At 67.3% G+C, this 26519-nt stretch carries 22 protein-coding genes and 2 tRNA genes; 10 read left to right on the top strand and 14 right to left on the bottom strand.

Annotated features, from left to right (window positions below; all coding sequences use genetic code 11):
* Positions 1-10: 10 nt before the first annotated feature.
* The 5 genes from AZH51_RS04775 to AZH51_RS04795 form a co-directional block, all read right to left on the bottom strand.
* Positions 11-427 carry a DUF4233 domain-containing protein gene (locus AZH51_RS04775; protein ID WP_291521883.1) on the bottom strand — a complete coding sequence of 139 codons (417 nt, stop codon included), beginning with the start codon at positions 425-427 and terminating at the stop codon, positions 11-13.
* Positions 424-1815, bottom strand: coding sequence for a folylpolyglutamate synthase/dihydrofolate synthase family protein (locus tag AZH51_RS04780; RefSeq protein WP_291521885.1), 1392 nt, complete (start codon positions 1813-1815; stop codon positions 424-426). Before AZH51_RS04780 ends, AZH51_RS04775 begins: the two co-directional genes overlap by 4 nt.
* Positions 1812-5060, bottom strand: a complete 3249-nt coding sequence (ileS, locus tag AZH51_RS04785; RefSeq protein WP_291521887.1) for an isoleucine--tRNA ligase — start codon at positions 5058-5060, stop codon at positions 1812-1814. Before ileS ends, AZH51_RS04780 begins: the two co-directional genes overlap by 4 nt.
* A 353-nt stretch (positions 5061-5413) precedes the next feature.
* A complete protein-coding gene (locus AZH51_RS04790) occupies positions 5414-5929 on the bottom strand; it encodes a GNAT family N-acetyltransferase (protein WP_291521890.1) in 516 nt (171 codons plus the stop codon).
* 99 nt (positions 5930-6028) lie between these two features.
* A complete protein-coding gene (locus AZH51_RS04795) occupies positions 6029-6622 on the bottom strand; it encodes a GAD-like domain-containing protein (RefSeq protein ID WP_291521892.1) in 594 nt (197 codons plus the stop codon).
* A gap of 82 nt (positions 6623-6704) precedes the next feature.
* Here AZH51_RS04795 and valS point away from each other — a divergent pair, with 82 nt between their 5' ends.
* From valS to AZH51_RS04825, 6 genes are read left to right on the top strand one after another with little or no spacing between them, the layout of a single operon-like run.
* The gene (valS, locus tag AZH51_RS04800) at positions 6705-9338 is read left to right on the top strand and encodes a valine--tRNA ligase (RefSeq protein WP_291521894.1); all 2634 of its coding nucleotides are present in this window, start codon (positions 6705-6707) and stop codon (positions 9336-9338) included.
* 34 nt (positions 9339-9372) lie between these two features.
* Positions 9373-10065 carry a DUF4129 domain-containing protein gene (locus AZH51_RS04805; protein WP_291521895.1) on the top strand — a complete coding sequence of 231 codons (693 nt, stop codon included), beginning with the start codon at positions 9373-9375 and terminating at the stop codon, positions 10063-10065.
* Positions 10062-10487 (top strand): hypothetical protein, encoded by a 426-nt coding sequence (locus tag AZH51_RS04810; RefSeq protein ID WP_291521897.1) that lies wholly within the window; start codon positions 10062-10064, stop codon positions 10485-10487. The genes AZH51_RS04805 and AZH51_RS04810 overlap by 4 nt, the downstream gene beginning before the upstream one ends.
* The gene (locus AZH51_RS04815) at positions 10484-11482 is read left to right on the top strand and encodes a MoxR family ATPase (RefSeq protein ID WP_291521900.1); all 999 of its coding nucleotides are present in this window, start codon (positions 10484-10486) and stop codon (positions 11480-11482) included. Before AZH51_RS04810 ends, AZH51_RS04815 begins: the two co-directional genes overlap by 4 nt.
* A gap of 10 nt (positions 11483-11492) precedes the next feature.
* The gene (locus AZH51_RS04820) at positions 11493-12725 is read left to right on the top strand and encodes a DUF58 domain-containing protein (RefSeq protein WP_291521901.1); all 1233 of its coding nucleotides are present in this window, start codon (positions 11493-11495) and stop codon (positions 12723-12725) included.
* On the top strand, positions 12722-13240 hold the full coding sequence (locus tag AZH51_RS04825; RefSeq protein ID WP_291521903.1) for a hypothetical protein: 519 nt from the start codon (positions 12722-12724) through the stop codon (positions 13238-13240). Before AZH51_RS04820 ends, AZH51_RS04825 begins: the two co-directional genes overlap by 4 nt.
* An 18-nt stretch (positions 13241-13258) precedes the next feature.
* Here AZH51_RS04825 and clpX read toward each other — a convergent pair whose 3' ends face one another.
* The 5 genes from clpX to AZH51_RS04850 all read right to left on the bottom strand — a co-directional run bounded on the left by clpX (position 13259) and on the right by AZH51_RS04850 (position 17730).
* Positions 13259-14536: an ATP-dependent Clp protease ATP-binding subunit ClpX gene (gene clpX / locus AZH51_RS04830; RefSeq protein WP_291521905.1), complete on the bottom strand. Its 1278-nt coding sequence runs from the start codon at positions 14534-14536 to the stop codon at positions 13259-13261.
* A gap of 136 nt (positions 14537-14672) precedes the next feature.
* Positions 14673-15344 carry an ATP-dependent Clp protease proteolytic subunit gene (locus AZH51_RS04835; protein ID WP_291521907.1) on the bottom strand — a complete coding sequence of 224 codons (672 nt, stop codon included), beginning with the start codon at positions 15342-15344 and terminating at the stop codon, positions 14673-14675.
* Positions 15341-15970, bottom strand: coding sequence for an ATP-dependent Clp protease proteolytic subunit (locus AZH51_RS04840; protein WP_291521909.1), 630 nt, complete (start codon positions 15968-15970; stop codon positions 15341-15343). The genes AZH51_RS04835 and AZH51_RS04840 overlap by 4 nt, the downstream gene beginning before the upstream one ends.
* A 175-nt stretch (positions 15971-16145) precedes the next feature.
* Positions 16146-17552 carry a trigger factor gene (tig, locus tag AZH51_RS04845; RefSeq protein ID WP_291521911.1) on the bottom strand — a complete coding sequence of 469 codons (1407 nt, stop codon included), beginning with the start codon at positions 17550-17552 and terminating at the stop codon, positions 16146-16148.
* A gap of 104 nt (positions 17553-17656) precedes the next feature.
* Positions 17657-17730, bottom strand: a tRNA-Pro gene (locus AZH51_RS04850).
* A gap of 116 nt (positions 17731-17846) precedes the next feature.
* Here AZH51_RS04850 and AZH51_RS04855 point away from each other — a divergent pair.
* Both AZH51_RS04855 and AZH51_RS04860 read left to right on the top strand, forming a co-directional pair.
* Positions 17847-17920, top strand: a tRNA-Gly gene (locus AZH51_RS04855).
* A gap of 168 nt (positions 17921-18088) precedes the next feature.
* Positions 18089-18301 (top strand): antitoxin, encoded by a 213-nt coding sequence (locus tag AZH51_RS04860; RefSeq protein WP_291521913.1) that lies wholly within the window; start codon positions 18089-18091, stop codon positions 18299-18301.
* Between the two features lie 73 nt (positions 18302-18374).
* Here the strand turns inward: AZH51_RS04860 and AZH51_RS04865 are convergent, their stop codons facing one another.
* The 3 genes from AZH51_RS04865 to AZH51_RS04875 all read right to left on the bottom strand — a co-directional run bounded on the left by AZH51_RS04865 (position 18375) and on the right by AZH51_RS04875 (position 20665).
* Positions 18375-19472 carry a PP2C family protein-serine/threonine phosphatase gene (locus tag AZH51_RS04865; RefSeq protein WP_291521915.1) on the bottom strand — a complete coding sequence of 366 codons (1098 nt, stop codon included), beginning with the start codon at positions 19470-19472 and terminating at the stop codon, positions 18375-18377.
* A 96-nt stretch (positions 19473-19568) separates the two neighbouring features.
* On the bottom strand, positions 19569-20036 hold the full coding sequence (locus AZH51_RS04870; protein ID WP_291521917.1) for a ribose-5-phosphate isomerase: 468 nt from the start codon (positions 20034-20036) through the stop codon (positions 19569-19571).
* A gap of 23 nt (positions 20037-20059) precedes the next feature.
* On the bottom strand, positions 20060-20665 hold the full coding sequence (locus AZH51_RS04875; protein WP_291521986.1) for a disulfide bond formation protein DsbA: 606 nt from the start codon (positions 20663-20665) through the stop codon (positions 20060-20062).
* A gap of 107 nt (positions 20666-20772) precedes the next feature.
* Here AZH51_RS04875 and pepN point away from each other — a divergent pair, with 107 nt between their 5' ends.
* On the top strand, positions 20773-23352 hold the full coding sequence (gene pepN, locus AZH51_RS04880) for an aminopeptidase N (RefSeq protein WP_291521919.1): 2580 nt from the start codon (positions 20773-20775) through the stop codon (positions 23350-23352).
* 7 nt (positions 23353-23359) lie between these two features.
* On the opposite strand, the gene malQ is transcribed toward pepN, so the two are convergent.
* Complete coding sequence (gene malQ / locus AZH51_RS04885) at positions 23360-25522, bottom strand: 4-alpha-glucanotransferase (protein ID WP_291521922.1); 2163 nt, start codon at positions 25520-25522, stop codon at positions 23360-23362.
* Between the two features lie 40 nt (positions 25523-25562).
* On the opposite strand from malQ, the gene AZH51_RS04890 reads away from it, so the two are divergent.
* The gene (locus tag AZH51_RS04890; protein WP_291521924.1) at positions 25563-26498 is read left to right on the top strand and encodes a mechanosensitive ion channel domain-containing protein; all 936 of its coding nucleotides are present in this window, start codon (positions 25563-25565) and stop codon (positions 26496-26498) included.
* Positions 26499-26519 lie beyond the last annotated feature (21 nt).

A 26519-nucleotide genomic window follows, 5' to 3' on the forward strand; every position in this document is an offset into this window, starting at 1 on the left:
GGGATGGCTCCTATTCGGTGGGGTGGGCGGCGGTGGGGTGGGCGGCCGCCCAGTCAGCACTCAGCCGGTCCATCTTGCGGCCCTGCACCAGCGCTGTCATCCACAACGCCAGAAATATGACCCCGACCACGAGCATCATCGGCACGATCAGCGCCGAGGCGAGCGTAGCCAGTTGCAGCAGCCAACCCAGCGTGACACCCCAGGGTCGGCGCAAACTTCCCGCCGCGAGGATGCAGGCAGCCATCAGGACCAGACCGACGATCAGGTACGTCGAGTGGCTGGCTTCTCCGTTTGCCCGCCCCAGTTGGAAGGCGACCAGGGTCCCGAAGAACACGACCAGCGACTGACAGCCGATGACGACCCCGGCCAGGCGCCGGGTCATCTTCTCCCCGACGCCGTACACCAGCATCGAGCCGACGTACCTCATATTTCGTTGGTTTTGCCGAGCAGCGCTCGCACGTCCGAGGCAGTCATGATCGAGCCGGTCGCGATGACACCGGCACCCACACCGGCGTCGTCGGCCAGGGCGGCCGCCCGGTCCAGGGCGTCGACGAGCACGGGTTCGATCCGCACGCGGTCCTCCCCGAAGATCTCGATCGCCAACTCCCCCAGCGCCTGGGCCGGCAGCGACCTGGGTGAGGAGTTGCGGGTGACGACGACTTCGTCCAGAACCGGCTCGAGGGTCTGCAGCATCGACTCGGCATCCTTGTCGGCCAGGACCGCGAGGACGCCGACCAGGTGGGTGAACGCGAACGAGTCGGTCAGCGCCTCCGCCAACGCGATGGCACCGCCGGCGTTGTGCGCAGCATCGACCAGCACGGTGGGGCTGCGCCGCACGATCTCCAACCGGCCCGGCGAGGTGACGGCCGCGAGTGCGGACTGCAGCAACTCCAGATCCAGTGGCTGCTCCCCGCCGCCGATGAACGCCTCGACCGCGGCGATGGCCGTGGCGACGTTGTGCGCCTGGTAGTCACCGAAGAGTGGCACGAACAGATCGGGGTAGATGGCGGCAAGACCCTGCACCGTGATCTGCTGACCGCCGACCGCCTGGTCGCGCTCGGTGACCAGGAAAGCCTCGTCCTCGCGCAGCATCGTGGCCTCGACAACGACGACGTGCTCGCGGATGACCTCATCGACCTCGGGCAGTTGCCGACCGATGACAGCCAGCGCGCCCGGTTTGATGATGGCCCGCTTCTCGGTGGCGATCTCCTCGACGGTGTCGCCGAGCAGCCGGGTGTGGTCCAGGGAGATCGGCGTGATCACCGCGACCTTGCCGTCGGCGACGTTGGTCGCGTCCCACAGGCCGCCCAGCCCAACCTCGACGATTGCGACATCCACGGGCGCGTCCGCGAACGCGGCGTAGGCGATGATGACCAGCAGTTCGAAATAGGTGGTGCGGGGACCGCCTTCGGCGACCGAACGCTCATCGACGATCTGCACGTAAGGCATCACCTCGTCGTACGTCGCGACGAACGTCTCGGGGTCAATCGGCTGGCCGTTGAACGCGATCCGCTCCCTGATGTCGTGCAGGTGCGGGGAGGTCATCCGCCCGGTGTTCAGCCCGATCTCGCGCAGGATGCGCTCGATCACCCGGGTCGTGGTGGTCTTGCCGTTGGTGCCGGTCAGGTGGATCACCGGGAAGGCGTCCTGCGGGTCACCGAGCAACTCCATCACCTGCCGGACCCGCTCCAATGACGGCTCGGGCATGTTCTCCGGCGCCCGGGAGTTCAGGTCGCGTTCGATCTCATCGAGCCGCTTGCGCAACTCCAGCTTGCGCTCGGCCTCGCGGCGCGCCGCGTCAGGAGCCCCACTCATGCTTTCTGCACCACGATCTGCGCCTTCTTCCCGTCTGCGAGGTCGACCGGTTCGGCATCGACCGGTGTGCCGGTCGGCGCGGCGCCGACGCTCACCGCCAGCGTCTCACCCATCACCAGTGCTTGGTGCGCCGCAAGGGCGGCCAGCACGTCGGTGTCCCCGACGACCGTCAACGAGATCCGGTCCCCGACGTCCAGCCCGGCATCGCGTCGGGCTTGCTGTACGGCGCGCACCAGGTCCCGCGCGAGACCCTCACCGCGCAACTCGTCGGTGATCTCGGTGTCCAGCACGACGAACCCGCCACCGGGCAGCATCGCGGGCGCACCGGCACCGGAGTCTTCGGAAACGACTGTCTCCAGGGTGTATTCACCTTCCTGGAGGGCAAGACCGCCGCTGCTCACCGTGCCGTCCTCGGCGACGGACCAGTCGCCGGACTTGCTGCCCTTGATGGCCCGTTGGACGTCCTTGCCCAGCCGCGGACCCGCGGCCCGGGCGTTGACCGACAGCCGCTGCGCCACGCCGTACTCCTGCGCTCCGGCACTGGCCAGGTCTGCGAAGGTGACCTTCTTGACGTTCACCTCGTCAGCGATCAACGCCGAGAACGGTTGCAGTGCAGCCGGATCGGCCGTGACCACCGTCAACTCGTTGAGCGGCAGACGTACCCGCAGGCCGCGTGCCTTGCGCAGCGCGGAGGTCGTCGAGCAGACCTGGCGCACCTGGTCCATCGCGGCCACCAGGTCCGGATCGGCCGGAAGGTCGTCCGCCTCCGGCCAGTCGGTCAGGTGCACCGATCGACCGCCGGTGAGACCCCGCCACACCTGCTCCGTGGTGAACGGAAGTAGCGGTGCCGCAACGCGATTCACGACTTCGAGCACGGTGTAGAGGGTGTCGAAGGCGGCAGTGTCCGCTGCGGAGCCCGTGGCCCAGAACCGATCGCGCGAGCGGCGGATGTACCAGTTGGTCAGCACGTCGACGAAGCCGGCGACGGCCTCGCACGCACCGGCGATGTCGTACTCGTCCATCCGGGTGGTCATGTCCACGACGAGATCGTGGGTCTTGGCCAACAGGTAGCGGTCCAGCAGATCGGTGCTGTCGGTGCGCCACGTCGCCTCGTAACCGTTCTCCCCGAAAGAGTTCGCATAGAGGGAGAAGAAGTACCAACTGCTCCACAGCGGGATCATCACCTGCCGCACACCGTCACGGATGCCCTGCTCGGTCACCGCGAGGTTGCCGCCGCGCAGGATCGGGCTGGCCATCAGGAACCAGCGCATTGCGTCGGCGCCGTCGCGATCGAAGACCTCGTTGACGTCGGGATAGTTGCGCAGCGACTTGGACATCTTCAGCCCGTCACTGCCTAGCACGATGCCGTGGCAGATGACGTTCTCGAACGCCGGCTTGTCGAACAGCGCCGAGGCCAGGATGTGCAGCGTGTAGAACCAGCCGCGGGTCTGCCCGATGTATTCGACGATGAAGTCGGCCGGATAGTGGTGCTCGAACCAGTCAGCGTTCTCGAACGGGTAATGCACCTGGCCGTAGGGCATCGAGCCGGAGTCGAACCACACGTCGAGCACATCGGGCACCCGGCGCATCACCGACTGACCCGTGGGGTCGTCGGGGTTCCGGCGCGTCAGCTCGTCGATGTAGGGGCGGTGCAGATCGGTGACCTCGACGCCGAAGTCGCGCTGCAACTCCTCCAACGAGCCGTACACGTCGATCCGCGGATAGGCTGGGTCGTCCGAGCGCCACACCGGAACGGGGCTGCCCCAGAAGCGGTTTCGGGTGATCGACCAGTCGCGGGCGTTTTCCAGCCACTTGCCGAACTGGCCGTCGCGCACGTTGCCCGGCACCCAGTTGATCAGTTGGTTGTTGGCCAGCATCCGGTCCTTGAACTTCGTGACCTCGACGAACCACGAGCTCACCGCCATGTAGATCAGCGGGTTCCGGCACCGCCAGCAGTGCGGGTAGGAGTGGTCGTAGGTCTCGCGGCGCAGCAGCACGGTGCCCTCGGTGGTGCGGCCACCGCCCAGCCCCTTGGTCTGCGACTTGAGGTCGTCGATGATGTGCGGACTGGCGTCGAAAACCTGCATCCCGGCGTATTCCTGCACCGGGAAGGTGAACTTGCCGTCGGCACCCACGGGCACCACGGACTCGATGCCGTGGGCGTCGGCCAGCACCTTGTCCTCCTCACCGAAGGCCGGCGCGAGGTGCACGATGCCGGTGCCGTCCTCGGTGGTGACGTAGTCGGCGGCGAGCATCACGTGACTGTTCGGGTGGCCGACGTAGTAGTCGAAGGGCGGGGTGTAGCGACGACCCACCAGTTCAGATCCCTTGAGCCGCTGCACGATTCGCTCGGCGACGTCTTCGCCGAGTTCCCGTGCGTACGCCGCGAGGCGGGCTTCGGCGAGGACGTAACGCTCCGTTTTGCCGGTGAAGTCGGATTCGACCACGACGTAGTCGATGTCCGGGTGCACGGCCATTGCCAGGTTCGACGGCAAGGTCCAGGGCGTCGTGGTCCAGATCAGCGCCAGTTCGCCGGTCTCCAGCCGGTAGCCGACGGTGACCGCCGGGTCCTGGCGCATCTGGTAGACGTCCTCGTCCATCCGCAACTCGTGGTTGGACAGCGGGGTCTCGTCGTTCCAGCAGTAGGGCAGCACGCGGAAGCCCTCGTAGATCAGGCCCTTGTCGTAGAGGCTCTTGAAGACCCAGAGCACCGACTCCATGAAGGTCAGGTTCAGCGTCTTGTAGTCGTTCTCGAAGTCGACCCACCGGCCCATCCGGTGGACGTACTCCTCCCACTCCCCCGTGTAGCGCAGCACCGAAGCGCGCGCGGCGTCGTTGAACTTGTCGACCCCCATCTCGAGGATCTCGTCCTTGGTCTTCAGTCCCAGTTGCCGCATCGCCTCCAACTCGGCGGGCAGCCCGTGGGTGTCCCACCCGAAGCGGCGTTCGACCCGCTTGCCGCGCATGGTCTGATAGCGCGGCACGAGGTCCTTGACGTATCCGGTCAGCAGGTGGCCGTAATGCGGCAGGCCGTTGGCGAACGGCGGGCCGTCGTAGAAGACGAACTCGTTGTTACCGTCCGTGCCCGGATCGCGTGCCTCCACCGACGCGCAGAAGGTGTCGTCGCGCTGCCAGTAGTCCAGGACCGCCTGCTCGATGGCCGGGAACTTCGGCGTGGCCGCGACACCGCGCGCGGCGTCGTCGGGCGCGGTCAGATCGACCTTGGGATACACGTTGCCGGACATCGGGTGGCACCTTCGCTAGCTCGTCGCTCTCATCGGTGCGAGGACGAAGGACGCATCCTCCGCGGTACCACCCCGCTTGCCGGCGCTGACGCGACGGCCGCTTCGCCCGCTTTGCAACGAGCTTGAGCTGTCACGGGCTCGTCCCGTCCGGTTCTAGTAGGCGGTCACCCGCTGTTCTTCCGGAAGCTCGCCGCTGATGACGGCTCGAACGCTGTTGCCGATCAGTGTACGGCGCGCCGCCCGCCCCCCGCGAATGCGTTTCGCCGACCAGATGCGCGGGTTATCGACAGCTGCGCGGTTTACAACCCGCGCATCTGCGAACAACCCGCGCGTCTGCAGCTGGCTACGGGCGGCTACGTCCGGTCGAGACCCATGATCTGAGTATTGGGTTGCAGACTCCCCAACCTTCCCCACCCATTCCTTAGGTAGAGGCGGACGGCAGGATCGCTGTCATCGTCACTGGTGCTGAGCAGGCATCGACGTCGAACACCGTCGAGCAGACGGTCGTGAAGCGCCTGGCCTACGCCCTTGCCGCGGTCGCTTGGACGGACGGCAAGTTCCACGAACTCGAAATGGCCGCCGATCCACTGTGCAGCCACCCCTGCCGGCAATGCTTCGGCCGCAGCGTCCGACCACCACTGGCCGCGCTGGCCGATGTACCCCCACGAGAACCCAACGACGTGATCGCTGCGTCGCGCCAGGGCGAGACGATATCCGTCTCGGCGAGCATGCCGTTCGAACAGGTCGGAGCGCCACGCTTCGTAGCTGGAGACGTCGCCGAACACCTCGTCGTAACACGGCCAGACGGTCGGGCCCAGGGACACGGCGGCCTCACCAGTCACCACGGAGATAGCGATGTCCTGCTGCATCTATCCGCCTTCCAACCAGATGCGCGGGTATCGACAGCTGCGCGGTTTACAACCCGCGCATCTGCGAACAACCCGCGCGTCTGCAGCCCAGCAGCCGCCTTAAGAGTGAAGCCGCGCCGCCGACGCATGGATCGCGATCAGCTGGGCGACCCCGTCACCCTTGTCCAGCGAATCCGGGGACACCTGCCCGCCATCGACCAACGCCGGCGTGAAGTAGTAGGTCTCCCCCTCGGCCAGCGGACCCAGTTTCGAGCGCGCACCATCGCGCGGTCCGGCAAGGTCGGCCAGATGCGACGACGGCCCGGGCAGATGGTCGTTGAAGAAGGAAGCGACGTCCGAAGCCACGACCGCATTGACCTGGAAGTGCGGGTCGAGGCACTCCACAACTCCGTCCGGCGTCACGTGGTAGAGGTGCCCGAAACTGCTGACCGCGATCGGCACACTGACCACACCGGCCCCGAACCACGCCTGCAGCGCCGGCAGCCACACCCCCGGGTCGACGACCGCCAGGCGCTGCTGACCGTAGAACCCCAGGCCGTGCACGCGCCACAACTGGACGAGTTCGTGGGGAACCAGGCCCTCGGCGTACGTCAAGAAGTCCTCGTCCGGCACCTCGACGCCCGGGTCCGGCGGCAGGGCGGCGACGAAGGGTTCGAGCACGATCGGCTCAGGGGAGAAATCAGACTCGGTCACGACGCCAATCTAACCGGGCACGCACCGCAACGCCGGGAAACCGATTCGCTCGCGTCGCGGTGCGGATGGGACGATGGGAGGTATGACTGATCCCACCAACGCCGCACCGCAGGGCATCCCCGACAAGCCGACCGTCGACGGCCTCGAGGAGCGCTGGGGCGCGGTATGGCAGGAGCAGAACACCTACACCTTCGACCGTGCGCGGGCGCTGACCGGACCCCGGGAACAGCTCTTCGTGATCGACACCCCGCCGCCGACGGCCAGCGGCAGCCTGCACGTGGGGCACGTCTTCTCCTACACCCACACCGACTGCATGGCCCGCTACCAGCGGATGCGCGGCAAGGAGGTGTTCTACCCGATCGGTTGGGACGACAACGGTCTGCCCACCGAGCGCCGGGTGCAGAACTACTACGGCGTACGCGGTGACTCGACCAAGGACTACATCCCCGACTACACCCCGCCGCTGCAGGGCGCGCAGGGCAAGTCGGTCAAGGCCGCCGACCAGCAGCCGATCAGCCGCGCCAACTTCATCGAGTTGTGCGATGAGCTGACGGTCAAGGACGAGGAGACCTTCGAGTCGCTCTTCCGCCGCCTGGGGATCTCCTTCGACTGGTCCCAGAGCTACCGCACCATCGACGAGCGCTCGCGTGCGGTCGCGCAGCAGGCATTCCTGCACAACGTGCAGCGGGGCGAGGCCTACCAGGCCGAGGCGCCCGGGCTGTGGGATGTCACCTTCCAGACCGCCGTGGCGCAGGCCGAGTTGGAGGCGCGCGACTATCCGGGCGCCTACCACCGGGTGGCGTTCCATGCCGCCGACGGCCCGATCTACATCGAGACCACCCGCCCGGAGTTGATCCCGTCCGTGGTGGCCCTGATTGCGCACCCGGACGATGAGAGGTACGCCGATCGATTCGGTACGACGGTGACCTCGCCCCTGTTCGGGGTCGAGGTGCCGATCCTCGCCCACAGTGCCGCCGAGCCGGACAAGGGTGCCGGTATCGCGATGTGCTGCACCTTCGGTGACCTGACCGACGTGATGTGGTGGCGCGAGTTGCAGCTGCCGATCCGCTCCCTGGTGACCCGCAACGGCCGGATGCAGGCCGAGACCCCCGACTGGATCGCCGGTGGCCCGGGCGAGGAGCTCTACGCCGACAAGCTGGCCACCAAGACCATGTTCTCGGCCCGCGAGGCCGTGGTGGACGCGCTGCGTGAGTCCGGCGACCTGGACGGCGAGCCGAAGCCCACCCAGCGCAAGGCCAACTTCTACGAGAAGGGCGACAAGCCGCTGGAGATCGTGACCAGCCGGCAGTGGTACATCCGCAACGGCGGCCGCGACGCCGATCTGCGCGACGCCCTCATCAAGCGCGGTGAGCAGATCGACTTCCACCCCGCCTTCATGCGCAGCCGCTACACCAACTGGGTGGCCGGCCTGAACGGCGACTGGTTGATCAGCCGCCAGCGCTTCTTCGGCGTGCCCTTCCCGGTCTGGTATCCCGTGGATGCCGACGGCGAGACCGACTACGAGCACCCGATCCTGGCCGCTGAGGACACCTTGCCGGTGGACCCGGCAACCGACGTACCGCCCGGTTTCGCGCCCGAACAGCGAGGTGTCGCAGGCGGATTCGTCGGCGACCCGGACATCATGGACACCTGGGCGACCTCCTCCCTCACCCCGCAGATCGTCCTCGGCTGGCCGGTCGCCAGCGACGCCGGCGGCCGCAACGACGCGGAGTTCTTCGAGGCCGCGTTCCCGGCCGACATGCGCCCGCAGGCGCACGACATCATCCGGACGTGGTTGTTCTCCACGGTCGTGCGCAGCCACTTCGAGCACGACAGCGTGCCGTGGACCAACGCTGCGATCAGCGGCTGGATCCTGGACCCGGACCGCAAGAAGATGTCCAAGTCCAAGGGCAACGCCGAGACCCCCGAGGACGTCGTGCAGCAACACGGCGCCGACGCCGTGCGCTACTGGGCCGCGTCCGGCCGCCTGGGCACCGACGCGGCGTACGACACGGGTCAGATGAAGGTCGGCCGACGCCTGGCGATGAAACTGCTCAACGCCAGCAAGTTCGCGCTCACCATGGGCCGGCCCGAGGGCGACCTGGCAGCGCAGGTCACCCACCCGCTGGACCTGGGGATGCTCGCCAATCTGCGCACGGTCGTGCAGGACGCCACGCGGGGCTTCGAGTCGTGGGACTACACCCGCTCGCTGGAGTTGACCGAGCAGTTCTTCTGGACCTTCTGCGATGACTACATCGAGTTGGTGAAGGACCGCGCGTACGGCGCTCAGGGTCCAGAAGCGGCCGCGAGCGCGCAGGCCGCGCTGCGGATCGCCCTCGATGTCCAGTTGCGGTTGTTCGCACCGTTCCTGCCCTACGCGACCGAAGAGGTGTGGTCGTGGTGGCAGTCCGGCTCGGTGCACCGCGCGCCGTGGCCGCTGCCGGAAGAGTGCGGCGAGGGCGGCGACCCGGCCGCTTTGGAAGCCCTGGGAGCAGCGCTCGCCGGAATCCGCAAGGCCAAGTCGGACGCCAAGCTCGGCATGCGGGCCCAGGTGACCGCGATGACCCTGGCGGCTCCGGCGACAACGCAGGACCTGGTGCGTGCCGCCGAGGCGGATCTGCGGGCCGCCGGCAAGGTGACTGATCTGACGTACGCCGATGGGCAGGTCCTGGAGGTCCGTGACGTCGAGTTGGTGCCCCCGCCGCCGCGCAACTAACCGCTTGGCGCTGGTCGCGGGCTAGGCTCGGCCTGTGCCGCGCGACCTCCCACGACTCCACGGTCGCGGGGCGGTCCTCGGTGCCGGTCTCGCGCTCGCTGTCATCACGATTGCGGCGGTGGTCGTTCAGTCACCGCCGATGATCCACGCGCCCAGCAAGGACCGTGACTTCGCGCTGTTCCACTACGCCCAGCCCAGCTACTCCATTCCGGCTGCGACCATCTCGGAGCGCCGCCATCATGGCAACGAGCTAGTGCCGCAGGCCCTTTCCGGGGTGGTCATCGTCTTCGCGTTGATCCTGCTGTTCGGGGCCATCTTCGGCCTGGGCTGGTTGTTCCTGGCCTGGTGGGACCGCCGTCCCCGTCGATCCGACCGGCCCGTCCGCGTCGCCGAGCCCGTGCCGGAACTGCTCGCCGGTGTCGATGAAGCCCAGCGCCGGTTGCTCGGTGGCCAGCCCGCCAACGCCATCGTGGCCTGTTGGATGGCCGTCGAAGAGGCGGCTGCGCGCAGCGGTGTGCCCCCGCTGGCCAGTGACACATCGGCCGAGTTCACGCTGCGTCTCTTGGACTCACTTGACGTGGATTCCGAAGCGCTGCAACAGCTTTCGCTGCTCTACCGGCGTGCGCGGTTCGGCTCCGATCCGATCAACGAGGACCAGCGCGAGCTGGCCGCGTCCTATCTCCGGCGCATCCGCGACGACCTGGATGCCCGGGTGCCCACCGCATGAGCAGCCTGACCCGCCAGTGGGTACGCCGAGGCCTGGCTGCCGTCGTCGTCGGAGCTATCGCGTGGCTGGTCATGTCGTACTTCTACCTCGGCCCCTGGCTGCCGGGAGTCCTTGCCGTGGCCCTCGTCCTGACGGCGATCGTGGCGATGATCCTGGATGCCGGCACCGGGTGGATCGAGGACCGTTGGCCGATCCGCGGCGACGAGGATCCGCCTGGCGCCGCTGCCCTGCCGTCCGATCCCCGGACCCGGCGGTTGCGGCGGTTGTGCGCCCAGGTGACCAGCGGCGCAGCCACCGACGTTGAAGCAGCGGAACTCGCGGGAGTCCTGGCGGCCCTGGCACCCGGCCGGCCGCTACCCGACGTACGTCGCATCGACGCCGCCTCCCTTGCCCGGATCGTCACGTTGATCGAGGAGACATGAGCACACCCACCGCACAGGACGTCCCCACCACGGCGGCTCTCGCCGGCCGGGTTCTGGACCAGGTCGAACAGGTCGTGGTCGGCAAACGCGATGCCCTGGAGCTGATTCTGGCCACGATCCTCGCCGGGGGGCACGTCCTGATCGAGGACAACCCGGGCCTGGGCAAGACGCTCGCCGCCCGTAGCCTGGCGCAATCCCTCGGCCTGGAGTTCACGCGGGCCCAGTTCACGCCGGATCTGTTGCCGGCGGACCTGACCGGGTCGTTCCTGTTCAACCAGCGCACCGGTGAGTTCGACTTCCGCCGCGGCCCGATCTTCACCGGGCTGCTGCTGGCCGACGAGATCAACCGCACGCCGCCGAAGACCCAGGCGGCGCTGTTGGAGGCGATGCAGGAGGGCCAGGTCACCATCGAGGGCGAGACGTTCGGACTACCCCGACCGTTCCACGTCATCGCGACCGCGAATCCCGTTGAATACGAGGGCACTTACCCACTTCCCGAAGCCCAGCTCGACCGGTTCCTGACCCGGGTCAGCTTCGGCTACCCCACTGCGGCAGAGGAATTCGACGTGCTCGCCCGACGGGTGGGCCGACGCACCGAGCAGACCACGCTGGATCCGATCACCGACGCCGATGGTCTGCTGGCGATGCAACAGGTCGTGGAAACCGTGCCGGTCGAGCAGAGCGTCATGACCTACTGCGTCGACCTGGCGGGCGCCACCCGGACCGACGAACGGCTCGCCATCGGTTCATCACCGCGCGGCTCCCTCGGCCTTCTCTTGCTTGCACGGTCCCTGGCAGTGCTGCGCGGCCGCAACTACGTGACACCGGAGGACGTCAAACACGTCGCCGTCAGCGTCCTGGCCCACCGCGTCACCGTCCGCCCGGAGTTGTGGATGACCCAGGTGGACGGCAAGAGCGTTGTCCGCGAACTCATTTCGGCAGTTCCCACCCCACCGACCCATGGCGCGTCACCGACGACCGACCTACCGGCCTGATCGGGTCATCATGAATTGGCGAGCAACGTCGTGGCTGATCGGGGCGGTCGTTGTCGCCGCGACCGGGCTCGCTCTCGCCGTCCTGCTGCGCCGTCCGGACCTGCTGATCCTCTCGTTCGCACCCGCCGGGATCGCGCTGTGGTCCCTGGCCGCGCGGCCGTCGGTCACCCCCGAGCTCGACCCGGCGGGCGTCTCACCGACCACCGCCGCCGGTCAGCAGAGCGTGTGGTCCTTACACGGGCGTCAGCTCGAGGGCGCCGAGCAATGGTGGGCCCAGTGCTCCCCCGCCGACGGAATCCGTTGGGAGCAGGACCTTCTCGGCGGTTACCTCCGCGCATCCGCTTCCCGCCTGGACGGCCGGTGGACCGCAGAACGGATCGGTGGTGCCAGTGTGGGCGCCGCGCTCACCGAACTCATCTCTCCCTGGGCGGCCTACCGGGTCGGCCCACTGCGGATCCCGGCCACCGAGGTCCGGGTGCGACCGCAACCGTCCCCGGTCGCAGGCCAGCTGCAGCTGCCGCATCCGGTGGGGTTGGTCGGAGCCAATCGCAGTTCGGCGCGAGGGTCCGGATCCGAGTTCGCCGACGTGCGCGCCTACCGGCCCGGGGATCGGCTCCGGGCAATTCACTGGCCACGGACCGCTCGCACCGGCGAACTGCACGTCCGGGACAACTACGCCGAGCAGGACGCGGCGGTCCTGGTGGTCGTCGACGGGTCCGGCGGCGGGCCGAGTTGGCAACGCGGACTACAGGGCGCAGCCACTGTTGCTGAGTTCTTCATCCGGCACGGCGACCGGGTCGCACTGGTCGTCCTCGGCGCCGGTCGCCCGGCGTACCTGCCCTACGGCGCCGGCCTGCGCAACTACCATCGCATCGCCGATGTGCTCAGCGCCGCCCGCGAACCCGCGCCGAGCGAGCCGCCCCGCCGGGTGCGGTTGCCCGTCGGGCCCGGCTGCACCGTGCTGATGCTGTCCTCGATCCTCACCGATGTCGCACCCACGATCACGCTGGCACTGGCCCAACGTGGGGTGCCGATGATCGTGCTGGACACGGTGCCGGACGCCCCCGACATCGAAGACCCGCTCAGCCAGCTGGCCCTGCGACTTCGACTGCTCGAGCGCCGTACCGTGATCGAGCGACTCACCCAGGCCGGCGCCCAGGTCACCCCCTGGGTCGGCGCTGGAAGCCTCGAACTACCCATGCGGCGCCTGGCGCGTCGGCCACCGGTGCGGGTGCGGTCATGACCTGGTGGCCGCGACTGGCCGTTCTCGACCGCACCCGGATCATGGCCTATCTGGTCGCCGGCGTGGCGGCACTGATATTCCTCGGATGCGCAAGTGCTGCAGGGCATTTGGTGCTGTGGGGCGGATTGCTGATCGTGCTGGGCTGGCTCGCGGCGCTGGTGGACGGCTCGGCGGCGGGGCTCGCGCTGTTCGCGGCGGCCCTCCTGCTCGACTGGATCGTCAGTTCGCCATCACCCACCACCTGGTGGGTACTGCCTGCCGTGGTTCTGCTGGCCGTTAGTTGGTCCCTGTGCGTGCTGGCCGGAGCCGGCCCGCACAACGCGCCGCTTCCGCGGCCGTTGGTGCGGGTGTGGCTGGTCCGCACCGGGCTGCTGGCAGCCGGATGCGCCGTCCTCGGCGCGTTGGTGCTCGCGGTCACCGGTCGGGTCGCCATCGGATCGCCGGTCCTGGTCACCCTCGCACTGTTGTCGATCGCAGCGACGGCGGTGTGGTTCTCGGTGCGCGGCGCCGACTGAGTCGCCTGGAGCGATCCGTCAGGCGGATTCCTTGCGCGGGGCGCGTTTGCGGATCGGGGTCTGCTTGCGCACGATCGTGGGGTTCACGTTGTCCAGGACGACTTCCCGGGTCACGACGACGCGGGCGATGTCGTCATCGCTGGGAACGTCGAACATCACCGGCAGGAGGACTTCCTCCATGATTGCCCGTACGCCGCGTGCGCCGGTCCCGCGCAACATGGCCTGATCGGCGATCGCCTCGACCGCGTCGTCGGTGAACTCCAGCTCCACACCGTCGATCTCGAACATCCGCTGGTACTGCTTGACCAGGGCGTTGCGCGGCTCGGTCAGGATGGACACCAGCGCCTCCCGGTCCAGCGGCTCGACCGTGGTGATCATCGGCAACCGACCGATGAACTCCGGGATCAGCCCGAACTTGACCAGGTCCTCGGGCAGGACGTCGCTGAAACTCTCCAGCTCGTTCTTCTTACTGCGCAGTTGCGCACCGAAGCCCAGTCCCTGACGGCCGATCCGGTCCTTGATGATGGTCTCGAGACCGGCGAACGCGCCACCCACGATGAACAACACATTCGTCGTGTCGATCTGGATGAACTCCTGATGCGGGTGCTTGCGTCCACCCTGCGGCGGCACCGACGCCGAGGTGCCCTCCAGGATCTTCAACAGCGCCTGCTGCACACCCTCACCGGACACGTCCCGGGTGATCGAGGGGTTCTCGCTCTTGCGCGCAACCTTGTCGATCTCGTCGATGTAGATGATGCCGGTCTCGGCCTTCTTCACATCGAAGTCCGCAGCCTGGATCAGCTTCAACAGGATGTTCTCGACGTCCTCACCGACGTAGCCGGCCTCGGTCAGCGCGGTCGCATCCGCAATCGCGAAGGGCACGTTGAGCATCCGGGCCAACGTCTGCGCCAGATAGGTCTTGCCGCAACCGGTCGGGCCGATCAGCAGGATGTTGGACTTGGCCACCTCGACGGCGTCTCCGTGCTTGCCGATCTCCTCGGCGACCCGGATCCGCTTGTAGTGGTTGTAGACCGCGACGGCGAGCGCCCGCTTGGCATCGGACTGCCCCACGACGTACTGCTCGAGGAAGTCGAAGATCTCCTTGGGCTTGGGCAGGTACTCCAGCCCCAGCTCGGAGGTCTCGGCCAACTCCTCCTCGATGATCTCGTTGCACAACTCGATGCACTCATCGCAGATGTAGACCCCGGGGCCGGCGATGAGCTTCTTGACCTGCTTCTGGCTCTTGCCGCAGAAGTTGCACTTGAGCAGGTCGCCACCTTCACCTATGCGTGCCACGGGTGGCTCCTTCCCCTGCTGTCATCATCGTGCTGCGGTCGTTCGTCCTATTGAACTATCTCTAGCCCATTGTGACCGGCTTGCCGGCCAGCGCGTCGAGCGTGTTTGCTCAGGGCGCAACTGGCCGGCCTCGGTCCTACGGCTGCAACGAGGCCTTGCGGCTGGACAACACCTGATCGATCAACCCGTACTCGACGGCTTGTTCGGCGGTGAGGATCTTGTCCCGCTCGATGTCGTTGCGAACGTCTTCCTCGTCGCGACCGGTGTGGTGGGCCAGCGTCTTTTCCAGCCACTCACGCATCCGGAAGATCTCGTTGGCGGTGATCTCCAGGTCCGTCGCGGTACCCCCGGTGCCTTCCATGGCCGGCTGGTGGATCAGGATCCGCGCGTTGGGCAGGGCGAACCGCTTGCCCTTGGCGCCGGCGCCCAACAGAATCGCCGCGGCGGAGGCGGCCTGACCGATCACGAAGGTCTGCACGTCGGGTTGGATGTACTGCATCGTGTCGTAGATCGCCGTCAACGCGGTGAACGAGCCACCCGGGGAGTTGATGTACATCAGGATGTCCCGGTCGGGGTCCTGGCTCTCCAGCACGATCAGCTGCGCGATGATGTCGTCCGCCGAAGCGTCGTCAACCTGCACGCCAAGGAAGATGATGCGGTCTTCGAAGAGCTTGTTGTAGGGATCGGAACGCTTCATGCCGTAGGACGTGCGCTCCTCGAACTGCGGGAGGATGTAGCGCGAGGTCGGGTTCATCGTGGCTCCTGCTTGGAGGTTGACGGAGGTGGGGTCGAACAGTCGGCCGGTCATTCCGCCACCCCGCCCGCGTTGCTGTCCGGTGCGTCGGTCGACCGCTCGAAGACGTGGTCGACGAAGCCGTACTCTTTGGCCTCCTCGGCGGAGAACCAGCGGTCCCGCTCGGAGTCGGAGGTGATCTGCTCGACGGTCTGTCCGGTGTGCTCGGCAATCAGCTCGGCCATCTGGCGCTTGATGAAGACCAACTGCTCGGCCTGGATCTTGATGTCGGAGGCGGTGCCCCCGATCCCACCGGACGGCTGGTGCATCATCACCCGCGCGTGCGGCGTCGCGTAGCGCTTGCCCGGTGTGCCCGCAGACAGCAGGAACTGGCCCATGCTGGCGGCCATACCCATCGCAACGGTCGCGACATCGTTGGGGATCCAGTTCATCGTGTCGAAGATGGCCATACCCGCCGAGATCGAACCGCCCGGGGAGTTGATGTAGAGCCAGATGTCCTTGTCCGGGTCTTCTGCGGCCAGCAACAACAGCTGCGCGCAGATGGCGTTCGCGTTGTCGTCGCGGACGTCTGAACCCAGGAAGATGATTCGTTCCTTCAGGAGCCGGTTGTAGATCTGGTCATCCAGTCCGCCGGCTCGCTCGGTGGCCGCAGTGGGCTGCGCCAATACTGTTCCGCTCACGTCGTCCTTCTTCACATCGTTGAATTGCTGGCCTTCATTGGACCCTAACGCCCGCATCCGGCCGCTTCGTCCCGGATACCCGCCCTGTTCGCCGTGAGCGCAAGAGCACCCTCCGCAGCACAGAGCCCGCCGCCTGGCGATGCAGGCGGCGGGCTCGTGAAGTACGGCGCGGTGATCAGGCGGTCGGTGTCGACTCGCCCTTCTCGTCGGCCTCGATCTCTTCGGCGTCGTCCAGCTCCGCCTCGTCGAGGTCGATGTCCTCGAGCTCGTCGTCGATCTCATCCTCGAGGGCGTCGTCGATCTCGTCCTCGAACTCGGTGTCCAGGGCGTTGAGGTCTACCGCCTCGCCGTTGGTGTCCTTGATCGTGACCTTCTCCAGCACAGCGGCCAGCGCCTTGCGGCGGCCGACCTCACCCATGATCGAGGGGATCTGACCCTGCTGGTCCAGCATCTGTGCGAACTGGTTGGGGTCCAGCCCGTACTGGCCGGCGCTGGCGATGATGAACTCGATCAGATCCTGCTGTCCGACCTCCACCTTCTCGTCCTGGGCGATGCGGTCCAACACGAACTGGGTCTGGATCTGCTTGCGGGTCGACTCGGTGACCTCGGCGCGGTGCTCGTCGTCCTCAAGGCGTTCCTCACCCTCCAGGTGCGAGTGAACCTCAGCCTCGATGAGCGCCTCGGGGACCGGAAGGTCCAAGGTGTCCAGCAGGTGGTCCAGGACCTTGTCGCGAGCCTGGACGCCCTGCTCCATCTTCTTACCTCGCTCGACCTGCTCACGGATCGCCGAGCGCAGTTCGTCCAGGTTCTCGTAGTCACCGGAGACGGTGGTCGCGAAGTCGTCGTCGAGCTCCGGCAGCGTGCGCTCGGAGACTGAGTTGACGGTCACCGTGATGGCGGCGTCCTCGCCCTCGTGCTCGCCACCGATCAGCGGGGAGGTGAAGTCCTTGGTGTCACCTGCCGACAGGCCGATGACCGCCTCGTCCAGACCGTCGAGCATGTTGCCCGCACCGATCAGGTAGTCGACGGCGGCAACGTCGTCGATCTCTTCGCCGCCGATCTCGGCGCGCAGGCCGATGTTGACCGTGTCGCCGTCCTGGGCGGCGCGGTCGACGGCGGCCACGGTGCCGAACCGCTCACGCAAAGCGTCCAACTCGGCATTCACGTCGTCGTCGCTGATCGACACCGGGTCGACCTCGACGGTGACGTCCTCGAAAGCGGGCAACTCGAATTCGGGGACGACGTCGACCTCGACGGTGAAGCTCAGGTCGTCACCGTCCGCCGCGGGAACCGCAGTGACATCGACCTCGGGCTGACCGATGGGCTGGATCTCCTGCTGGTCGACAGCGTCACTGTAGAACTGCGGCAGGGCCTCGTTGACCGCCTCCTGGACGACCGCGCCGCGGCCGACCCGCTGGTCGATGATCCGCGCAGGAACCTTGCCCTGCCGGAAACCGGGCACCTGCACCTGGCTGGCGATCGTCGCGTACGCGGCGTCGAGGCTGGGCTTCAGCTCCTCGAACGGCACGTCGATGGTGAGCTTGACCCGGGTGGGGCCGACATGTTCTACGGCACTCTTCACTGCTGCGATCTCCAAGTTGAGTTCGGGGTGGGCATCAGAGGTTGCTCTGACATCAATCCGGACGACCGATCAGTGGCCGTCACACCAAGAGACCATGCTAACGGTCGGGGTAGCCGGATTCGAACCGGCGGCCTTCCGCTCCCAAAGCGGACGCGCTACCAAGCTGCGCCATACCCCGCGGCTGATCGCCCGTTTTGGGTGGTACGACCTGCGGGCAGTAGGCTAACCGCTCGGCAGATCCAGCCAGTGACCGGGCTCCCATCGCAGGCCCGGAACGCACCGCAGATCAGCCACGCGGGTGTAGCTCAATGGTAGAGCCCCAGTCTTCCAAACTGGCTACGCGAGTTCGATTCTCGTCACCCGCTCCAGCATTGTTGCGTTTCCGTTGTCCACTGCATCTCACGCGGCGTATACACCACATCTCAGTTCGCGCAATACCCTTCCGTTCGTCGTCATCCTGGGGTTGACTGGTGGTCAACTCCATCCGGAGGCATCAGGACCGCCGTTCGGGGCGGAGAACGACGAAGGAGAACAACATGGGATTGCTTGACGACGCCAAGGACAAGCTCGAAGAGGCCAAGGACAAGGTCGAGGAGTTCATCCACGAGCACAAGGACGAGGCCAACGACTCCGTTGAGAAGGCCGGGGACTTCGTGGACGAGAAGACCGGCGGCAAGTACGCCGACAAGGTCGACCAGGCGCAGTCCTTCGCCAAGGAGCAGGTTGACAAGCTCGACGGCCCGAACTGAGCCGTAGACGCCACGAAGGAGGGCCGGGAATCATCCCGGCCCTCCTTTCCGCGTGCGTAGCGCGCGGCGGCGGTCAGTTACGCCAGAGCAGCACGATCGCGCGATCGTCGGTCTCCCCCGACCGCGCCGCGGCACACAGCCGACCGGCAGCGCCACTGAATCCCGTGGCAGCGGCGCGGTCGGCCTGGCCGAGCAACCGGTCAAGACCCTGGAACAGGTCGAACCCGGGTGCTTCGATCACACCGTCGGTGAACAACAACAACGCATCGCCGCGCTCCATGACTCCGTGGGCGCGCGGGTAGTCCGCCGGACCCTGTTGGTCAAGGACACCCAGGAGAACTCCGCTGGCTCCGGACACCGGTTGCCACCGTCCCCGGCCGGCCTGGAAGTGCACGGCCGCCGGATGACCCGCGGATCCCACACTGAACTGACCGGTGTCCAGGTCGATCGCCGCGTGGATCGCCGTCGCAAAGCCCTCCGACCACCCCTGACGCACCAGATGCTGGTTGGCCGAGGGCAGGAAGCGGTCGGGTTCGACCGCGCCAAGCAGACCCGACAGCGCTCCGCCCAGCAGCAGCGACCGGCTGCCGGCCGTGCAGCCCTTACCCGACACATCCACGACCGCGATCTCCAGCGTGCTGGTCGTGGGGCAGTCGGCGACCACGAAGTCACCGGAGAAACTGTCGCCGTGCGCCGGAGCGATGCACGAGTCAAGGTTCCAGCCGCAAGGCAGCACCGGCAGGCGCCCCTGCGCCCGCAGCCGCTCGCGCAGGTCGACCAACATGGAGGTACCGACTGCCGCCGGGATGCCGACCTCGCCGCGACGACGGTCCGCGACCAGCAGAACCCCCATTGTCACCGCGAGCACCACCAGGAAACTGCCCACCGTGTGTTTGGGAGCCTCCGGCACCAGACTGCTGGCCACACCGGCCGCGCCGAGCGCTATGTAGCTGGCCAGGAGCTGCGTGCCGTGCAGCAACGTTGCAGCGGCCACCGCGACGAAGACGAACGCGGCGTAGGACACAGAATGGGGAAAGCGCACCACGAGTGCCGTGATCGATGCCGTCAGAACGACGATGATCGCCGTCATCGCCCAGGCACGGGTCGGGCGTGCCGTTGCCGCGTCCCGACCGAGCAGGCGGCGTGGCGCGAGCGCCGCGTCGATAACCATGTTCGGAAACTACGATGTGCGAGGCCGGTGAAAATAGTTTCTTTACTGTGTTCTTAACTCACCGAGACGCAACCTGGAATCAGCCCCGACAAGCATTCACCCCTGCGGAGGCAGCGCGCCGGACTCCTCGTATGCCGCCACTTCGGCCAGCCGCCGCGCATGCCGCTCGACACCGGAGAACGGCGTTTCCAGAAAGATCTTGGTCATCGCCTTTGCCTGCTCCAACGTCGTGAAGCGACCCCCGAAGGAGATGATCTGCGCGTCGTTGTGCTCCCGGGCCAGTTGGGCCAGTTCGGTGGTGTAGCACAGCGCCGCCCGGATGCCTTTGACCTTGTTCGCGGCCATCTGCTCACCGTTGCCGGAACCGCCCAGCACGATCCCGAGCGACCCCGGGTCGGCGGCGACCGCCTCCGCTGCGCGCAGCACGCAGACGGGGTAGTCGTCCTCGGCGTCGTATTCCACGGGACCGTGGTCGACCACCTCGTAACCCTCCCCCGGCAACCAGGCAACCAGTGCCCGTTGCAGGTCGTACGCCGCATGGTCGCCGCCCAGATGAACTCGCATGTTCGCTCCTTGCTCGGGGAAGGTCAGGAAAAGTCCGGACCCTTGGTCCGGGTCCGCTTCAACTCGTAGAAACCAGGGGTGCTGGCCACCAGCACGCAGCCGTCCCAGAGCTTGCCGGCGGCCTCCCCCTTGGGGGCCGGCGTGACCACGGGGCCGAAGAACGACGTACCGGCGACGCTGACAACGGGGGTGCCCACGTCCTCGCCGACCAACGCGATCGCCCGCTTGTGGGAGGACCGCAGGGCGACGTCCACCTCGTCGCCGGGCACGTTGTCGTAGGCGTCGATCAGTTCGGGCGGCAGGCCGACGTCGGCGAGGGATTCGACGACCACGGCCCGAAGGTCGTCCGCGTCCTTGCCGCGGCCGCCGGGGTGCAGACGGGTGCCGATGGCGTCGTACAACTGCTTCTTCACCTCTTCGCCGTGGGCCAGCGCCGCGGCAATGACCACCCGCACGGGGCCCCAACCGCGGTCGAGCATGGCCCGATAGTCCGGCGGCAGGTCCCGGCCCTCGTTCAGGACCGACAGGCTCATGACCGACCAGGTCACGTTGATATCGCGGACCTTCTCGACTTCCATCAGCCAGCGCGAGGTCATCCAGGCCCACGGGCACAACGGGTCGAACCACATCTCAACGTTCTCGGTAGTCACCGCCCCATCGTGCCGCACCGGGTGCGCGACCGCACCACCGGAACGGCAGGCGGATGCCGACGCAGCTGCGTGACAGGATGATCAGCATGCCGGGGACCAACCTGACCCATGCCGAGGCGAACGCTCGGTCACTGCTCCTGACCGTCGTGCACTATGACGTGCACGTCGACGTCACGCAGGGCGCCGAGTTCTTCTCGACCCGATCGACGATTGCCTTTCACTGCTCGCAGCCAGGGGCGACAACCTTTCTCGACTTCATCGGGGAATCCGTCGAGTCCGTCGTCCTCAACGGCGAATCCCTTATGCCTGCAGCGGTTTACGACGGCGCTCGGATCGAGCTGCCGCAACTCGGCGTGGACAACGTCGTGGAGGTCCGGGCCACCGGCCGCTTCATGAACACCGGCGAGGGGTTGCACCGGTTCGTCGATCCTGCCGATCAGGAGGTCTACCTCTACACGCAGTTCGAGGTCGCCGACGCCCGCCGGATGTTCGCCGTCTTCGAGCAGCCGGACCTGAAGGCCACCTTCGCCTTCACGATCACCGCGCCGGCTCGCTGGGAGGTCCTGTCCAACCAGCCCACTCCGGAGCCGGAGCCCGCGGACGGCACCTATGTCGGTCCCGGTGGGTCGCCCGAACCCGTCGCGACGTGGCGGTTCGAACCCACGCCGCGCCTGGCGTCGTACGTCACGGCACTGGTCGCCGGGCCCTACCACCTGGTGCGCTCGAGCGCGCAGACCCGGGACGGCGAACTGGCCCTGGCCGTGGGCTGCCGTAAATCGTTGGCCCAGTACCTCGACGCGGACAACATCTTTGATGTCACCAGGCGCGGATTCGCTTACTACGAGGACATGTTCGACTACCCGTACCCGTTCGCGAAGTACGACCAGATCCTGGTGCCGGAGTTCAACGCAGGGGCCATGGAGAACGCCGGCTGCGTGACCTTCGCCGAGGCCTACGTCTTTCGTGGTGCGGTCACCGAGGCCATCGTCGAGGCCCGGGCGCAGACGATCCTGCACGAGATGGCGCACATGTGGTTCGGCGACCTGGTGACCATGCGCTGGTGGGACGACCTGTGGCTCAACGAGTCCTTCGCCGAGTGGTCAGCGACGACCTGTGCCGCCGAGGCCACCCAGTGGTCAGCGGTGTGGACCTCCTTCGCCGTTGCCGACAAGGCGTGGGCCTACAACCAGGACCAGTTGGCCTCCACGCACCCGATCGTGGCGGAGATTCCCGACCTGGAGGCGGTGGAGAGCAACTTCGACGGCATCACCTACGCCAAGGGCGCCTCCGTCCTGAAGCAGCTGGTCGCCTACGTCGGCCGCGACAATTTCGTCGCTGGCCTGCGCAACTACTTCCGCAAGCACGCCTTCGGCAACACCGTGCTGGACGACCTGCTCACTGAACTCGAGGCAACGTCGGGTCGGGATCTGCGGGCGTGGAGTTCCCTGTGGCTGCAGACGGCCGGGGTCAACACTCTGACACCGGTCGTCACGCTGGATGACCAGGGCCGATACCAGGAGGTGGTTCTGGAGCAGACCGCACCGGCAGAGCATCCGACCCTGCGGCCGCAGGCGATCGCCGTCGGACTGTTCGACCTCATCGACAACACGCTGCACCAGCGCCTGCAGGTGCGCCTCGACGTCGACGGTCCGCGCAGCATCGTCACCGACCTGGTCGGGCAGCCCCAGGCCGACCTGCTCCTGGTCAACGACGAGGACCTGGGATACATCAAGACCCGGTTGGACGCGCGTTCCCTGCAGACAGTCGTGGCAAATCCGTTGGCGCTGAAGGACTCTTTGGCACAGGCGGTCGTCCTCGGCGCGGCCTGGGACATGACTCGCGACGCCGCCATGTCCGGTCGGGATTTCGTCACGATGGTCCTGGCGAGCATCACCGATCCGATGAGTTCGATGATGCTGCGCACCGTGTTGCGGCAGATGACGCACACGGCACGCTTCTTCGTGGCACCGCAGCATCGGGCACAGGTCGATGCCCAGATCGCCGACGAGCTACGCGCCGCGGCGCAGCAGGCGCCGGCCGGCAGTGACGCACAACTGCAACTGGTCAGCGCGTTTGCGGCGGCTGCCACCGACCCCGAGGATGTCGCCTGGCTCGGCGCCCTCCTCGATGGCTCCTCGGAGCTGCCCGGCCTCGCGGTGGACACCGAGATGCGGTGGACCCTGCTCACCGGCCTGTGCTCCATGGGTGCCGCCGGCGATGAGCAGATCGAGGCGGAGCTGCAACGCGACCCGTCCGCCACTGGTCACGAACGCGCCGCGCGAGCGCGGGCGTCCATCCCGACCGCGGAAGCGAAGCAAGCGGCGTGGGACACGTTGATCAACGACCCCACCGTGCCCAACCAGACCATCAACGCCATCGCTCTTGGGTTCAGCACACCGCACGACCCGCAGCTGCTCCGCCCGTTCGTCCAACCCTACTTCCAGGAGCTCGAAAACATCTGGGAGGCAAGGACATTCGCGATTGCCCAGGCGATCACGTCGTTGTCGTTCCCGGGCTCGCTGGCCGATCAGGAGTTGCTGGACGCCACCAACACCTGGCTCGACGCCCATCCGCAGGCGCCCTCGGGAGCCCGCCGGGCGGTCGCCGACCACCGGGATGGCTTGGAGCGGGCGCTGACCGCCCAGGCGTACGACGCCGCGCACTGACCGCTGGTCAGTCGCCTTCGGCGCGGCGCACTGCGTCGTTGACCTTGCGCAGCAGTTTCTTGCCGCGTCGGGAGCGCATGACGTCGCCCAGGAGCAGGGGACGGCGGTCCGGCCCGGCAATCGGTAGCCGCCAGTTCGGGTACTCGTCGTTGGTGCCGGGCTGGTTGATCGTGCGCACATCCCCGACCAGGTCGTTGACCGAGACACCCAACAACCGACTGGGCGCCGCGGCGAGGTAGACATACAGCGCCTCGACGATGTCCTCGATCGAGGCGTCCTGCCCAAGCAGTCCTGCCCCGCGCAACGCCGACACCATGGCATCGCGCTGCGCGCTGTCCTCAGCCAGCTCCTCCGACCAGTCGCGGGTCAGCAGGCCGAGCCGGCGGCGGACCTGCAGGTGCTCACCCTGCAGATAACCGGCGGTAGGCGGCAGATCATGCACGGTGACCGTCGCGAGCGCCAGCTTGCGGTATGTGGCCGGCGGCCGCGGCGTGCGGCCGTCCTGTTGCCTCTCGAACCAGAGGACCGACGTACCCAACAGGCCTCTGTCCGTGAGGTAGTCGCGCACGTTGGGCGCCACAGTGCCCAGGTCCTCCCCCACGACGACCGCACCCGCCCGGTGGGCCTCGAGCACCAGGACGCTGATCATCGCCTCGTGGTCGTAGCGCACGTAGGTGCCATCGGTCGGCTTCATCCCCTGCGGGATCCACCACAGCCGGAACAGGCCCAGGATGTGGTCGATGCGCAACCCGCCAGCCATCGCAAGAGTCGTGCGCAGCATGTCCCGCAGCGGCCGATACGCTTGCTGCTCAAGGCGATCGGGGCGCCACGGCGGTTGGCTCCAGTCCTGTCCGAGCTGGTTGTAGTCATCCGGCGGCGCGCCCACGGACACGCCCGCAGCGAAGATCTCCGGACCGGCCCACACCTCGGCGCCACCGGGGTGCACACCGACGGCGATGTCGTGCACAACCCCGACGCGCATCCCGGCGGCCCGGGCCTCCCGATGCGCACTGGCGAGTTGGTCCTGCACGACCCACTGCAACCAGCAGTGGAAATCGACCTCGTCGGCCAGTTCGGTGCGGGCGGCGGCCACGGCGTCGCTACGGGGGTCGTGCAATTCCCTGGGCCACTGACCGGCGGGGAGGCCGTGTTTCTCGGCCAAAGCGCACCAGGTCGCGAAGTCGATCAGCGCCTGCCCCTCGCGGGCGCAGAACGCGGCGAAGTCGCGGGAGTGCCGCCCGCTGCGCTGGCCGCGGTGCAGCACGCGTAGGGCCGCACGCTTGGCCGCCCAGGCCGCATCGCGGTCCAGGAAGTCGAATTCGTTCAACCGTCGCGCATCGTCGGCGTGCCATTCGATCAGTTGCCGCTCGGCGGCACCGAGGTAGCCGATGTCGGCCACTTCTTCCACCCGGATGTAGATCGGGTTGACGAACCGGCGCGAGGTCGGCAGATACGGAGAGGGTTCCATCGGCGCGATCGGCTCGGCGGCGTGCACCGGATTGACCAGCAGGAAGTCGGCTGCGTTGCTGGCCGCCCACGTCCCCAGCTCCGCCAGGTCAGCAGCATCGCCCAGTCCCCACGACCGCTCGGAGCGCACGGAGTACACCTGGGCGGCCAGACCCCAGGCCGGTTGCTGCGCCAGGGAATCGGGCAGGTCCAGGGTGTTCGGGGCGACGATCACCTCGGCGGTCTGCGGCGGCTGCCCCGCGATCTTCACCTCCAGGAGGTGATACCCGGTCGGCAGGTCACCCGGGAGGGCCACCGCCGCCTCGCCGATGAGGACCTTGTCGATCGTCAGCGGCTCCACGACGTGCTCGACGGTGCGAACGGGCACTGTGCCCCCGTCCTCCAGACGGACCTGGGCGGTGAACTGTTCGCCGTGCGGCAGGTGGATCAGGACCGTCGGCGTCCACCCTTCCCGGGCGACAACGACCGGGGGCAACGTACGGCGCCAGGCGGCGGAGCGTTGATCCTCCAGTGCCGCCCGGGCTGACTCGTCATCACTCACCACGACACCGAGCGCGCCCAGCACCGCCCGGATGGTGTCGCTGCCGACCTGCACATGGTTGCCGGTCCAGTCGTGGTACTCGGTCGCGACCCCGCACACACCGGCCAGTTCCAGCAGCGCTGCAGAGGGTTTCGGGTCAGTGGTCGTGCTGTCGGCCGCCATGATGCAAGTTTGTCAGAGCCCAGGGACCAAGATGGGTGCCATGCGTGTCTTGGACTGGCTCTGGCGGCTCGATGACAACCAGGTCAGTGGCCAACCCCTTCACGAGTGGCTGCTTCACACCGGTCTGCTCATCGTCATCGTCATCGCTTTCGGCGTGGCTGTCCGCTGGCTGATCTACCGGGCGATCAATCGTGGTGTACGGGTGATGCAGAACAACCAGGAGCGCCGCGGCGGCCCCAGCGGGCAGCGGATCGTCCGCCCCGCAGATGAATTGGAGACCGAACGGCGCAAACAGCGCGCGCTGACGGTGGGTGCGTTGCTGAAGTCGGTCACGACCGTCGTCACCGCCGTGGTCATCGCACTGACCGTCCTGGCCATGCTCGGAGTGCCCCTCGCGCCGCTGGTCACGACCGCCGGCGTCGGTGGTGTGGCCCTCGGCTTCGGCGCGCAGAGTCTGGTCAAGGACTACCTGTCCGGTATCACCATGATCATCGAGGACCAGTACGGCGTGGGCGACGTCATCGACACGGGCCAGGCCATCGGCACCGTCGAGGAAGTGACGCTGCGGATCACCCGTCTGCGAGACGCGCAGGGCGTGGTCTGGTACGTCCGCAACGGGGAGATCCTGCGCCTGGGCAACAAGTCCCAGGGCTGGGCCAACACGCGGGTGGATATGCCCATCCGTTACGACCAGGACGTCGAGAAGGCGCTGGGGGTCCTGCGGGGCGTTGCGGCCGACTTCGCTGCCGACGAGACGTGGAACGCCGTCCTGGTTGACCAACCCGATGTTGTGGGCGTCGACTCGGTCGCCGGTGGTGCGGTGACCCTGACCACCATCCTGTCCTGCCTGCCGGGGCAGCAACTGCCCGCGGCCCGCGAGTTCCGGACCCGTGTGAAGGTCGCCATGGATAACGCCGGTATCGTCATGGCGACCACTCCCCCGGCGACCGGCGCGACACCCCCGACCGGTTCGTGACATGGACGCCCAAGGGAGACT

This window comes from Branchiibius sp. NY16-3462-2 (genome assembly GCF_001594145.1).
In the GTDB taxonomy this organism is placed as follows: domain Bacteria; phylum Actinomycetota; class Actinomycetes; order Actinomycetales; family Dermatophilaceae; genus Branchiibius.